10 protein-coding genes and 1 pseudogene are annotated in these 12646 nt (G+C 61.6%); 7 read left to right on the top strand and 4 right to left on the bottom strand.

All coding sequences use genetic code 11. The features are described from left to right. Window position 1: 1 nt before the first annotated feature. Complete coding sequence (locus D3261_RS14095) at window positions 2-763, top strand: enoyl-CoA hydratase/isomerase family protein (protein WP_120073413.1); 762 nt, start codon at window positions 2-4, stop codon at window positions 761-763. Between the two features lie 825 nt (window positions 764-1588). Here D3261_RS14095 and D3261_RS14090 read toward each other — a convergent pair. Then, complete coding sequence (locus D3261_RS14090; RefSeq protein WP_199694013.1) at window positions 1589-2029, bottom strand: hypothetical protein; 441 nt, start codon at window positions 2027-2029, stop codon at window positions 1589-1591. A 314-nt stretch (window positions 2030-2343) separates the two neighbouring features. On the opposite strand from D3261_RS14090, the gene D3261_RS14085 reads away from it, so the two are divergent. Then, a complete protein-coding gene (locus tag D3261_RS14085; RefSeq protein ID WP_120073411.1) occupies window positions 2344-3282 on the top strand; it encodes an NADP-dependent oxidoreductase in 939 nt (312 codons plus the stop codon). 123 nt (window positions 3283-3405) lie between these two features. Here the strand turns inward: D3261_RS14085 and D3261_RS14080 are convergent, their stop codons facing one another. Further along, complete coding sequence (locus D3261_RS14080; protein ID WP_120073409.1) at window positions 3406-4623, bottom strand: mandelate racemase/muconate lactonizing enzyme family protein; 1218 nt, start codon at window positions 4621-4623, stop codon at window positions 3406-3408. An 87-nt stretch (window positions 4624-4710) separates the two neighbouring features. After that, window positions 4711-6876 (bottom strand): glycoside hydrolase family 3 protein, encoded by a 2166-nt coding sequence (locus tag D3261_RS14075; protein ID WP_120073407.1) that lies wholly within the window; start codon window positions 6874-6876, stop codon window positions 4711-4713. A gap of 151 nt (window positions 6877-7027) precedes the next feature. Between D3261_RS14075 and D3261_RS14070 the strand changes: the two genes are divergently transcribed. The 5 genes and pseudogenes from D3261_RS14070 (at window position 7028) to D3261_RS14050 (ending at window position 11552) form a co-directional block, all read left to right on the top strand. Further along, window positions 7028-7648 (top strand): TetR/AcrR family transcriptional regulator, encoded by a 621-nt coding sequence (locus tag D3261_RS14070; RefSeq protein ID WP_120073405.1) that lies wholly within the window; start codon window positions 7028-7030, stop codon window positions 7646-7648. Window positions 7649-7733: 85 nt separating this feature from the next. Beyond that, window positions 7734-8942 (top strand): cytochrome P450, encoded by a 1209-nt coding sequence (locus D3261_RS14065; RefSeq protein WP_120073403.1) that lies wholly within the window; start codon window positions 7734-7736, stop codon window positions 8940-8942. Between the two features lie 79 nt (window positions 8943-9021). Continuing rightward, window positions 9022-9197 (top strand): annotated as a pseudogene (locus D3261_RS21060) (SDR family NAD(P)-dependent oxidoreductase); the annotation flags it as partial. Between the two features lie 78 nt (window positions 9198-9275). Next, window positions 9276-9914 (top strand): cyclase family protein, encoded by a 639-nt coding sequence (locus D3261_RS14055; protein WP_120073401.1) that lies wholly within the window; start codon window positions 9276-9278, stop codon window positions 9912-9914. A 330-nt stretch (window positions 9915-10244) separates the two neighbouring features. Next, on the top strand, window positions 10245-11552 hold the full coding sequence (locus D3261_RS14050; protein WP_394337584.1) for an MFS transporter: 1308 nt from the start codon (window positions 10245-10247) through the stop codon (window positions 11550-11552). A gap of 310 nt (window positions 11553-11862) precedes the next feature. On the opposite strand, the gene D3261_RS14040 is transcribed toward D3261_RS14050, so the two are convergent. Then, entirely contained in the window at window positions 11863-12636 is a 774-nt protein-coding gene (locus D3261_RS14040) for an SDR family NAD(P)-dependent oxidoreductase (protein ID WP_120073399.1), read from the bottom strand. Between the last annotated feature and the right edge of the window lie 10 nt (window positions 12637-12646).

Below are 12646 nucleotides of genomic sequence, written 5' to 3'. Positions count from 1 at the left end.
TATGGCCCCGGAACACCTGCTCTACACCGTGGACGAGCCTATCGCGACGATAACGCTCAACCGACCGGAGAAGCTGAACGCGCTCGCCGTCCAGACGTGGGACGAGCTTCGAGCGTGTCTCGAACGGGCGGACGAAGACGCCGCTGTCCGCACCATCGTCTTGGAGGGTGCTGGTCGGGCGTTCTGCTCGGGCGACGATATCGGTGACTTGGATTTCGGCACCGCAGGTGACGCGTGGGCGTATGCGGAGCGTATCATCCGGTCCGGGCTCACGATCGACCGGATCGATACGCCGGTCATCGCGAAAGTGGACGGGCTCGCGTTTGGTGGGGGTTGTGAGCTAGCGGTCCTCCCCGACGTCACCATCGCAAGCGAGGACGCACGGTTCCGTATGCCGGAGTCGCTGATCGGGGCCGTACCCGGGATCGGGCTCGCGAGGTTCCCCGAACTCATCGGTCTCAAACGAACGCGGGAACTGTTCCTGACGAACCGCGAACTGAGCGGGGTCGAAGCGCACGACATCGGGCTCGTCAACGAGGTGGTCCCCGCGGACTCACTCGACGACGTCGTCGCTCAGCGGGCTGCGGACGTGGCTTCGACCGCTCCAGTATCGACGCGACTCATCAAGCGAACACTGAACGCTCGGTTGGCCGACGAAGCCGAGGGAGTCAGTGCATTGACCTTCGCCCTCACCACTGAGGATATGAAGACGGGGATGGACGCGTTCTTCGATGATCGTGACCCGGATTGGGACGACAAGTGATCACCACCGCGACGCATCAATCAATCAAGTCCGTTGAAACCGACGTCAACGGTTCAAACACGCTACGAAACTTGTACCGCGGTACCGAAGCGTTGGGACGTTCCTCCGTAGACTGCCTGTCTGCGGTATCCGATCTGGCGATCGGTCCGTCTTCCCGTGTAGGTCGCCCTGATCGAAGTACGTGGACGCTCTCCGAACGACGATCTATACCGTATTACGCAGTTGTAGGGGCGGGCCGGGGTCGGCTACCAACCAGCAGCCCGATAGACAACTGGAATTCGAGTCACAGCTCCGACGATTCTCTTGGAACGAATCCAATTGACGGGTGAATATTTAAAGTCACTCGGATTCAATCGAATGGCTGTCTAATTTCACTATTTCTCCGAGCACGCGTTCGGCCCCCACGTCCCGATTCGGGACCTGTTTTCACGTATTCAGTCTGACAACCCAATTCGTCGGAATACATAAGAGGAAGTCCTCGCGAAACCAGCACGGAGAGATCCCAACCGGCGATAGAGACAACGATGGTTGAGATGTGGGGTCTTCCGGACGGTTGCTAACGTAGACGAAGATCGACCGTGCTACCGCCGCCTTTCGAAGGACTATTCAGCCGACGACCTCGGCAGCCTCGACACAGTCACAACTATCAGGAGGCTGATTCCAACACGATTCCCGTGGTATTGGTGATCCGTTCGTCTGCATCCGCTCGGCCGTTTTACTTTTGCTCCCTGTGACGCTTTTCGAGGTCGGTCGAACGTCGGCGCGCCTCGAAGGACCGACTCGCAGTGTGACTCCCGAGTCCGGGTCGATCGCGTTCCGACCCGGCTACTCGGCGTCGTCGCCGAACCGTTCCTTCAGGTAGTCGAGCGCACCGGTCGACCAGAGCGCCCACAGGACCAACACCGGTTGAAAGAACAGCCGAACGAAGCGCTTCCGGTCGGTATCCAACCCGAACCCGTCGACGCCGTTGGTGAACTGGGAGACGTTCCCCGGGAAGATCAGAACGTAGAACAGGGCCAACCCCAGCCCCACCACTACGCGAAATCGTGATACGAACACCATGCTCAGTCCCAATACGAGTTCTGCGACCCCGGATCCGATCACGACCGCGTCCCTGAAACCCGGAGCGTCCGGCAGCCAGCGCGGGACCTGCGCCTGGAACTCCTCGCGGCTCACGGTCAGGTGAGCAGCACCCGCCACCGTCATGAAGCCACCCAGTACGACCCGAAACAGCTTCTGTACCCACGTCGTCTCGATAGAGGACATCGTTCTCGTGTCTATCTCACGAACGGGTTCGGCACACTAGTATATGCCTCTTCTCGCCCGCTCGGGGACCAAACAACGATCCGGGCCGGATGCGCGACTCACAAAGATCGTCGTCCTGGAACACGCCACGCGTGGGGGAGTCCGGAGCGTTTCCCAGCCACAGAGGTGCGGAAGACCTATAACTGACTAACAGTTCAATCAACACGTTTGGAAGCCAAGATGAGACCCCATACTCCTTCGATGACGGCGGATGTCGGCCCTTCGATTCTCGATCGTGCGAACGAACGACGTCCTACGGAGAGATGACTACAGAGATGAACGCGATTCGCGTCCACGAATACGGCGGATCGAGCGAGCTCCGTTACGAATCGGTCGAACGACCGGAACCCGCCGGCGACGAGCTGCTGGTTCGTGTCCGTGGAGCGGGAGTGAATCCGGTTGATGCGGTCGCCCGTCGGGGTCGGTTGAACTATCAGTTGCCGTGGATACCCGGATGGGACCTCTCGGGAACCGTTGCAGCGGTCGGCGAATCGGTGACCGACTTCGAGGTAGGCGACAGCATCTACGGTCTCACCCGTTTTCCAGCGGCCGGTAGCACGTACGCGGAGTACGCGACGGTGCCCGCCACCGATATCGATACGAAGCCCGAAGTCCTCGATCATATCGCAGCCGCGGCCGTTCCGATGGTCGCACTGACGGCATGGCAGGCACTCTTCGACCGGGGCGGCCTTCAGGAAGACGACCGAGTGTTGATCCACGCGGCAGCCGGTGGCGTCGGTCATATCGCTGTTCAGTTAGCGAACCACCGAGGCGCGACCGTCATCGGGACTGCTTCGGGTTACAATCGCGAGTTCCTCACCGAACTCGGTGTCGATCAGTTCCTTGATTACGAGGAGACACCGTTCGAGGAGGCGATCGACGAACCGGTTGACCTCGTCGTCGATGCGGTCAGTGGCGAGACGTACGCACGTTCGCTCTCCGTACTCCGTGAAGGTGGCACTATCGCTACGCTCCTCGATTCCCCGTCCGACGAGCAGACCGACGTCCACGGGGTCGAGAGTCGTCGGGTCGCTGTCGAAGCGAACGGGAAGACGCTCTCCGAGATCACCTCGTTGATCGAGGATGGTGCGGTCGTCCCAACCGTTTCGGCGGTCTATCCCCTGTCGGATGCAACGGCCGCCCACGAGGACATCGAAGGCCAACACGCCCGCGGAAAACTCGTTCTCGAACCCGATGGTGGTACTGACGAGTGACGCTGTTGTGACCGGTGAGATATCGACTCGGACCTCGCAGCGGGGATACCTCAGTTGGCGTTCGGATCGACCGTTACGCCGCCGATACCGGGTCCTCAGTCGTTCCGTGGGCGACTCGTTCGACTATAGCGTCGCATCGCCGTCGAGCAGATGTCGACTTGCCACTCGTTCGTCCAGTTCGACTCCCAATCCGGGTTTCTCGGGGACCGCTATGTAGCCGTCCTGAATGAGCGGGTCGTCCTGCGCGACCAGATCATCCCACCAGTCGACCTCCAGAGCGTGATACTCCAGAACGTCGAAGTTGGGGAGTGCTGCACAGAGGTGAACGCAGGCCATCGTCCCGATGGGGCTACAGACGTTGTGCGGGGAGATCGGAATGTAGTTCTCTTCGGCACGGCTCGCTATCTTCATGGTTTCCGCGAGCCCACCGACGGTCGTCGGGTCCGGGGTGATGATGTCGACCCCCTGGTCGTAGAGCAGGTCTGAAAGCTCGTGGACCCGAAAGCGATTCTCGCCCGTCGCTATCGGCGTGTGAGTCGAGGCGGTCACCGCCTTTTGCGCATCCAGGTTCTCCGGGGGTAGCAGGTCCTCGAGCCACATCAGCTTGAACGGCTCCAGTTCGCGGGCCAGCCGTTTCGCGCTCTCGACCGAATACTCCCAGTGGCAATCGAAGGCGAGGTCGATGTCGTATCCGATCTCGCTTCGGACGGTCTCGACGATCTCGCGTTTGTGTTCGATCGCGCCGTTCGTCAACCGCCCGTTCGTACGGTCCGGCGTGTTGTCCATCGGGAGGTCGAGATCGAACTTGAGGGCGGTGAACCCCATATCGGTCACCTCCGCTGCGGCATCGGCGTATGCTTCGGGGGAGTACGCGTCGTCGTTAGCGTACGCGGTCGCGCCGTCCGCTACCCGATACGCCTCGCCCGCGTGGGTATCGCAGTAGATCCGGATTTCATCCCGGTACTTGGAGCCGAGCAACTGATAGACCGGCAGACCGAGGATCTTCCCGGCGATGTCCCAGAGGGCGATCTCGATACCGGAAGCCGCGGTCACGACCTTCCCGGTCGTCCCGCCGTGTCCGGACATCTCCTGAATGATGCGCTTGACGACCCGCTCGACATCGAGTGGGTTCTCGCCGACGAGAAACCGGTTCGTGTACGCTACGAGCTCCGGTATCCCGCCACCACGATACGCCTCGCCGATACCGGTCACGCCGGCATCGGTCTCTATCTCGATGAGGTTCCACTCGAAGTTGCCGTCGATGACGTAGCTATTGATCTCAGTGATCTCGACGTCGCGGTCCGGATGGCGATCGTCAGTGTGGTCCGAATAATCCCTCATCGAGACCGAGTCCGAAGGGCTCAGTAATCAGTTCGTGGACTTGAGCAAAAATACCCACGTCGAGGTGGTCCCCGTTCGGGTGACGCCTCAGTGTTCGACTTCCACCTCGGTCCGCACGTCCCGAACGGAGCGTCCGACCTCGATGGTGTACGTGCCCGGATCGATCGTCCACCCTTCCGACTCGTCGTACCGATCGAACGCCCTGTCGTCGAGGTCTATCTCGGCCGTCGTGGTGTCGCCCGCGGGGACTTCGATAGCGGCGAAACCAGCGAGTTCCCGTTCGGGTCGGTCGACGGTCGTCTCGGGTGGGCGAACGTAGGCTTGGACGACCTCGTGGCCGTCGCGGTCGCTCACGTTCTCGACGGGAACCGAGAGCCTTCCGTCGTCGAGTGTGGCGTCACCGTACGTGAAATCGGCGTAGGAGTGGCCGTGCCCGAAGGGATACGTCGGCTCCGTCGTGTCCGAATCGAAGGCTCGATAGCCGACGAAGACGCCCTCCTCGTAACGAACCGAGCCGTCTTCACCGGGGAAGCGCCGCTTCGTGGACGTCGGGTAGGCCTCCTCAGGCGCGAACGTGACCGGTAAGCGGCCACTTGGGTCGGTATCCCCATAGAGCACCGCAGCCGTGGCGGTTCCGTGGGCTTGGCCCGGATACCACCCCTCGACGACCGCGGCGACCGTTTCACGCCACGGCATCGCGACCGGCCCGCTCGAATTGACGACGACGACGATAGTCCGGTCGTTGGCCTCGGCTACGGCTTCGACCAGCTCGTTCTGTCTTCCGGGGAGTTCGAGGCTCTCGCGATCCATCGCTTCGGTGGTGACGTCTCGAACGAAGACGACGGACACGTCGGCATCTTTGGCCACCTGCGCGGCGTTCTCGATGTCGGGCTTCCGGGTTGGCTCGTCGTCGCCGGTCTCGGGCTGAAAGATATCCATCATCGAGACGCTCTCTACCGATGGGAGGCCATAAGCGAGGGAGACGTCGCCGTCGGACCGTTCCTCGATCCCCGTGGCTGGACTCTGCGGGTTCGTGGCTTCGACCTCGGAGGACCCCCCACCACCGAGCAGCGCCTCGTCGATGTTCGGCCCGATGACCGCTACGTCCACGTCGTCCGCAAGCGGCAGGAGCCCGTCGTTTTCGAGGAGCACCGTTCCCCGAGCGGCGACCCGCTCGGCGTGGTTATGATGACCTGACACATCCACGGAATCCGAGTCGGCACGGGAGTCGTCGAGGACTCCGCGGTCGGCCATCACGGTGAGAACCCGCCGGACCATGTCATCGAGCCGTTCTTCCGGTACCTCGTCGGATTCGACCGCTGGGACGAGCGCCTCGGAAAAACGTTCACACGTACTCGGGTCGGGTATCGCCCCGGTGGTCTCGAACGATGATTCAGGTGTCTCGGACGGTGCATCTGCCGTCCCCTCCGACGGAACGCTCGTCTCTACCGAGTCGTCCTCGGGTGAGGCGTCGTCACTCATCGTGTTCGCCATCTCGGTCATCGGAATGCCGGGCATCTCCACGTCGAGGCCGCCGTTCGCTGCCGCCGCAGCGCCCTCGGTAGCGAACCAGTCCGAGACGACGTAGCCCTCGAACCCGAACTCGTCCTTGAGAACGTCACGGACCAGGTGACCGTGTTCACTCATTGAAGTGCCGTTCACTGCGTTGTACGCGGTCATAACGCTCCCCGCACCTGCGTCGACTGCGGCTTCGAACGACGGCAGATAGAGCTCTCGCAAGGCGCGCTCGCTCACCTCGGCGCTGACGGATACACGATCGGTCTCTTGGTTGTTGGCGACGTAATGCTTCGGCGTGGCAACGACGTCCTGTGATTCGATGCCGCCAGTGACGGCGGCTGCAAACGCCGCCGAGTGAAGCGGGTCCTCGGAGAAGTATTCGAAGTTCCGTCCGTTCTGTGGGGTTCGGATCAGGTTCGTTCCGGGTGCGAGCACGGAGTCCATACCCTTCTCCCTCGTCTCGCGTCCCAGTGCGGCACCGTGTTCGTACGCCAATTCCGTATCGAAAGTGGCTGCCAACGAGAGCGGAGCAGGGAACGCAGTCGCTCGTTCGTGGGGGATCCGAACACCGAGCGGACCGTCGGCCATGCCGAGCGACGGGATGTCGAGCCGTTCGACGCCTTCGAGATAGCCCGTTGCACGGCCCGTCGGATCGCTCGTTCCGGAGACGAGCGTGCACTTCTCTTCGACGGTGAGCTCGGACAGGAGTTCTTCGACGGTCGTTTCGCTGGCCATTGATTGGATGATCAGTCGACGGACGTTAAATATCGTGGTCCAAACGGCTCAGATGAGGTGACGAACGTTTCGGCTGGAGTCCGTGCTGAGATGATCGTTCAGAGGGGATGAAACAAAAGGACCATCCACACATGGGATATAGCACATCACAATGAGTAACGCACGAAAAACCGAACAACGGATCCGGGAAGCCGCGTTTCGCGCGCTCGCCGAGCACGGCTACACGGACCTCACGCTCGTGGACATCGGGGACGAGCTCGGGCAGAACCCGTCGCTGATCTACCACTACTTCGACAGCAAGGACGAGCTGTTGCTCTCGATGCTCGACGTCTTCGTGGACCTCTTCGTCGGACGGCGAGCCGAGGAGCCAATCGACGACCCGGAAGCGGCCCTCCGGACGTTCGTATCGCAGCTCCTCCATCCGGACCCGACGCGAGTGGACGAGGTAATGGAATCGCCGCCGGCCGACATCGAGACGGCTCTCTCGCGTGTGTTCGTCGAGCTGTGGGCACACGCGACGTGGGACGACGCGTTCCGCGCGGAGACGACGGCTATCGAAACGCGCGTCCACGAGACGATCGCCCGAATCCTTCGCGTCGGCATCGAGCGTGGGCGTTTCGTCTCGGTGGACCCCGAGCTGACGGCCGACCACGTCTTCTTCCTCCTCAAGCAGGGCCTCCACACCCGTACGACGACGGATTCGGGGACCGCAACCGACCGCGTCGAGCGGATCACGGATACCATCATCGACGACCTCTCCACAAGCGACTGACGACGACCGCTCCCCGCAAACGGAACGACCCCGACCGAGAGCCGTGCCCGAAAGGCTTACAACTAACTAATTAGTCAATTAAGTTGTGCAGTCCACCGATTCGGTCGACAGTGCCCGGCAGCATCCGGCGGCCCTACAGAGCCGCGACGCCCATCTCGCACCCTTCGAGTGGTACGCCGAGATGCGAAGTGAAACGCCCGTCCACTACGACGAACAACGCAAAACGTGGGACGTCTTCCGCTACGAGGACGTCGACCACGTGCTCCGCAACTACGAGCAGTTCTCGGCGGACCGCTCCGATAGCGATGGCGACCCCTCGGACGATGCTGGGAGTGATATGAGCGTTCTCAAGACGATGATCAGTACGGACCCCCCGGAGCACGAGCGCCTGCGTGGGTTCGTCAACGAACGGTTCCAACCCGGCACGCTTCGCGAATATCGACCCCGGCTCGAAGAACTCACCGACGAGTTGATCGATGGGGTCGAGGACACTGATCGGTTCGATTTCGTCGAGGAGTTCGCGGTTCCGTTCCCGGTGACGGTCATCGCGGAACTGCTGGGTATCCCCGCCGAGCGTCGCGACCAGTTCCGGGAGTGGTCGAGCGCGATCATCGCCCGTCCCGACGACCCGAGCGAGGACGCCGTTCAGCGCATGCGGCGACAGCGCGAGACGGCCCAGAAGGAGATGGGGCAGTACTTCGGGAAGCTCCTCCAGGAACGCCAGTCGGGGGAGGGTGACGACCTCATCACGCTGGCGGCGACGGCGGACGAACTGAACATGCAGGAGAAGATCGGCTTCTGTATGATCCTCCTCCTCGCGGGGAACATCACGACCACGAACCTCCTGACGAACGCCATCTGGTCCTTCGAGGAACAGGGTATCACCGAGGCCGTCCGGTCGGGCGACATCGACCGCAAACGAGCCATCGAGGAGGTACTTCGGTATCGCTCCCCGATCCAGGAGATACAGCGGGTGACGACTGAACCCGTCGAACTCGGTGGACACGAGATCGAGACCGGGGAGATCGTGAACGTCTGGGTTGGCGCTGCGAACCGCGACCCGGAGGTCTTCGACGACCCGGATGCGTTCCGCCCGGAGCGGAGTCCCAACCAGCACCTCGCGTTCGGAAAGGGCATTCACTACTGTTTGGGCGCGCCGCTCGCCCGTCTCGAAGCGGACATCGCGCTCGACCGTCTGCTCGCGCGTTTCGACCGGCTCGATGCGGATCTCTCGGAACTCCACCCGATATCCAGTCACTACGGTCTCCGCTCCCTTCCCTGTCGAGCGGAGTAGGTCGGTAGCTGTCCGGTCGACATACGACCGAACAGGTCGAGCTGAGTGGCGTGACCATCCCTGCCGGCGAACAGACCACCTCGTGGGAGTGGGCGGGCCTTCCAGTTACTCTGCCGGGAAGCATGGCGTCGTTGATCGACGAAATCGGTTGCACTCGAGTATGCGAGTCGTGACGTTCGAGTCAACGCAATCGCCCCCGGGCCAACGAAGCCCGATATCCAATCGGGACTGATCGGAGGAGACCTGCGTTCGATGTCACTCCGACAACGGCTCGGTGCAGGCGTTCGACTGTCCGTTATGTCACTATTTACCCACTCAGCCATAGACTGAAGCGTGCAAGTCGATCTTACCCACCGAATCGAGACCGAAATGACCGTTTACCCAGGCGATCCGCCAGTCTGTGTTGAACCCCATGCGGTCTACGACCAGGACGGCTATCGAGTTAGTGTCATACAATTGGGAAGTCATACTGGCACCCATATCGACGCACCATCCCATGTGTTAGAAGAAGGACGAACTTTAGATACCTATGCAATCGAACAGTTCACGTTCGAAGCTGCCCGTATCGACTGCACGGGATTGAGTGACCGTGAGCCCATCACAGTCGAAAACGTTCCTGATGATGACATCGATCTCGCCCTCTTTTGGACGGGCTGGAGTACTCACTGGGGAACAGAGCGGTATCTCGACCATCCGTATCTGGCACCTGACGCGGCCGCTGTATGCGCCGAACGAGGCTATGCAGTTGGCATCGATACTCTGAGCCCGGACCCGACACGTACCCAGAATTCCGAGGAAATCGATTCGACTGGGTTGCAGGCTCATCACACCCTGCTCGGTGCTGATAATCTCATCATCGAAAACCTCCGCAACCTCGGAGAACTCTCCGATCGATTCGAATTACGCGCGTATCCAGTAGCGCTCGGAGGCGACGGTGCCCCAGTCCGCGCGGTCGGTACCGTTGACGAATAGATTTCTTCCACCGGAGACATCCCCCGATCTGAGGGTCCGTACGACCTACTACACACGATTTCCACAGCCGAACTCCGGTCAGTGGCCGCCGTCGTGTACTGTCCGTGCAAAAGTAACGCGAACATGTGTTCGGCGGTCTACTCGGGTTATCTTACGGGCTGGTCGCTCGGGCTCCCTTGCTGGTCTCTGTCGAAGCTATGCGATCCATCATCCCCAGCAAGCCCATCGTAATGCTTATACAATAGACTGACCGATCAGTCAGCGAATGGTTCTGCTACGTATCGAAGAGCGGTTGAGGTATACGGAAACAGGCAGACACGGAGAGAGTTCGTGAACCTGCTCGAGAAGCTCGGGCTGAGAAGCCTCTTCAACACCGATCGACGAATATTCACGCTCGCGTTCGCGCGGATGGCGGACTCGATCGGGAACTCGTTTCTGATCATCGTTCTGCCGCTCTACATCGGGAGCGGCGTCGTCACCGGCCAGACGTTCGGGCTGGGTGTCGCACTAATAACGGGTATCATCCTCTCGGCGTTCGGCTTTTTGAGTACGGTCCTCCAGCCGGTCGCGGGATATCTCTCTGACCGCACCGGGAGTCGCCGGATATTTATCGTGATCGGACTGGTGATCCTCACGGTCGCGAACTTCGTCTACTCGTTCGCCGAGAGTTACGCGTTGATGCTCATCATCCGTGGCGTGCAGGGTATCGGTGTGGCGATCACGATCCCCTCGACGGTGGCGCTGGTGAACGAACTCACCGACGACGGCTCGCGTGGGAACGATATGGGCGTCTTCAACACCTTCCGGTTCCTCGGGGTCGCCGCCGGTCCACTCCTCGCAGGGGGCGTGATCGGTGCTGGTCCGTACCAACTCGCCGGACTCTCAATCACGGGCTTCGACGCCGCCTTCTACGTCGCGGCGCTCGGGTCGTTGATCGGAGCGATACTCATTATGGTGTTCATCGAAGACCCCGACCCGGAGGAGCAGGACGCCGAAGCGGGGAGTGACATCGGGATCACGGTGTTCGACCACGACCACGATACGCTGATCGACCCCGTGTTCGCACTCGGTCTCGCGATGTTCGCCGTCTCGATCGGTCTCGTGTTGATCGAACCGCTCCAGACGACCATCAACGAGCATCTCGATCAGGGTGCGCAGTTGTTCAGTGTCGAGTTCTCAGCGTTCATCGTCTCTCAAGTTCTGCTCCAGACACCGGTTGGGAACGCGAGCGACCGCTACGGTCGCCGTCCGTTCATTCTGGGCGGCCTTGTGGTACTCGTTCCGGCGATGCTCGCCCAAGGACTCGTAACGACACCGATCGGGATGATACTCACCCGGCTGGTTCAGGGTGCAGCGGCGGCGACGGCGTTTGCTCCCGCGTTCGCGCTAGCCGGCGATATCGCCAGGTCAGGCAACTCCGGGACGACCTTCGCGGTACTCACGATGGCGTTCACTCTTGGAAGCGCCGTCGGCCCGCTATTGGCGGGCTATCTCGTTTCGTTCGGGTACGTAGTGCCGTTCGCTTTCACTGCGCTTCTCTCTGGGCTGGGGGCACTCCTCGTCTACTCCCAAGTCGAAGAAACTCACGCGACCACCGCCGAGACGGCGGGCAATGCACAACCGGCCGGCCAAGACTGAATTGTATCGGTTCCCTCGTTCTCGAAGCGGATATCGCGGTTGACCGTCTCCTCGCGCGTTTCGACCGGCTCGATACGGATCTCTCGGAGCTCCAACCGATATCCAGTCACTACGGTCTCCGCTCGCTTCCCTGTCGAGCGGCGTAGGTTGGTCCTCACATCGTCACGGAACCATCCCGTCGAGCGATCTACGCCGCTGGTTCGGGCGAACGTGATCCTCGGCCGCTTTGCTCCGGCCGAAGAGGAGAGAACCAGCTTCGTTCGATTCGAATTGGATGCTGACTACAATCGGTACCCGATCCTGCTCCCGTTCAGTCGGCGGCCTGACCGCCGTCGACGGGGAGCGTGTGGCCGGTGATGTACGATGCATCGTCGGAACAGAGGAACGCGACGACACCGGCCATCTCGTCGGCGGTCGCGCCGCGGCCCATCGGCACGTCGACCATCGCCGACGTGTCGAACTCAAACGTCGTCGGGTCGGTGCTCCCGCCTTCGGTGTTGGCCTGAATGTTGGTCTCCGTCGGACCGGGGGCGATCGCGTTGACACGGACTCCGCGGCTGGCGTACTCGAGCGCCACCGTCTTCGTGAGCCCGACGACGCCGTGCTTGCTCGCCGAGTAGCTCGCGAGGCCCCCCATCCCGACGAGACCGGCCTCGGAGGCGGTGTTGACGATGGCCGCACCACCTTCGTCCGCCATCACGGGAAGCTCGGCCTTCATGCAGTTCCAGATCCCCTTGAGGTTGATGTCGAGTAACCGGTCCCACTGGTCATCCTCGATATCGGTCACCCGCGCGAACCCGGTCAGGATTCCGGCGTTGTTGTGGGCGAAGTCGAGCCCGCCGTAGGTCTCGACGGCGGTGTCGACCATCCCCGCGACGGAATCCGGGTCGCTGACGTCCACTTCGACGAAGACCGCATCGCCGCCTGCGTCCTCGATGATGTCGACGGTCTCCTCCCCGGTGTCCGCTACGACGTCCGCAACCACGACGTTCGCTCCCTCCGCAGCGAGACGCTCGGCCGACGCCCGTCCGATACCGGACCCGGCTCCCGTGACGACCGCGGTTTTGTCGCTGATCCCTTGCATAGCACCCAGT

The sequence above is a fragment of the Halococcus sp. IIIV-5B genome (assembly GCF_003602035.1).
GTDB lineage: Archaea > Halobacteriota > Halobacteria > Halobacteriales > Halococcaceae > Halococcus > Halococcus salsus.
Note: the sequence above shows the minus strand (reverse complement) of the source record. Positions and strands in the feature narration are given on the sequence as shown.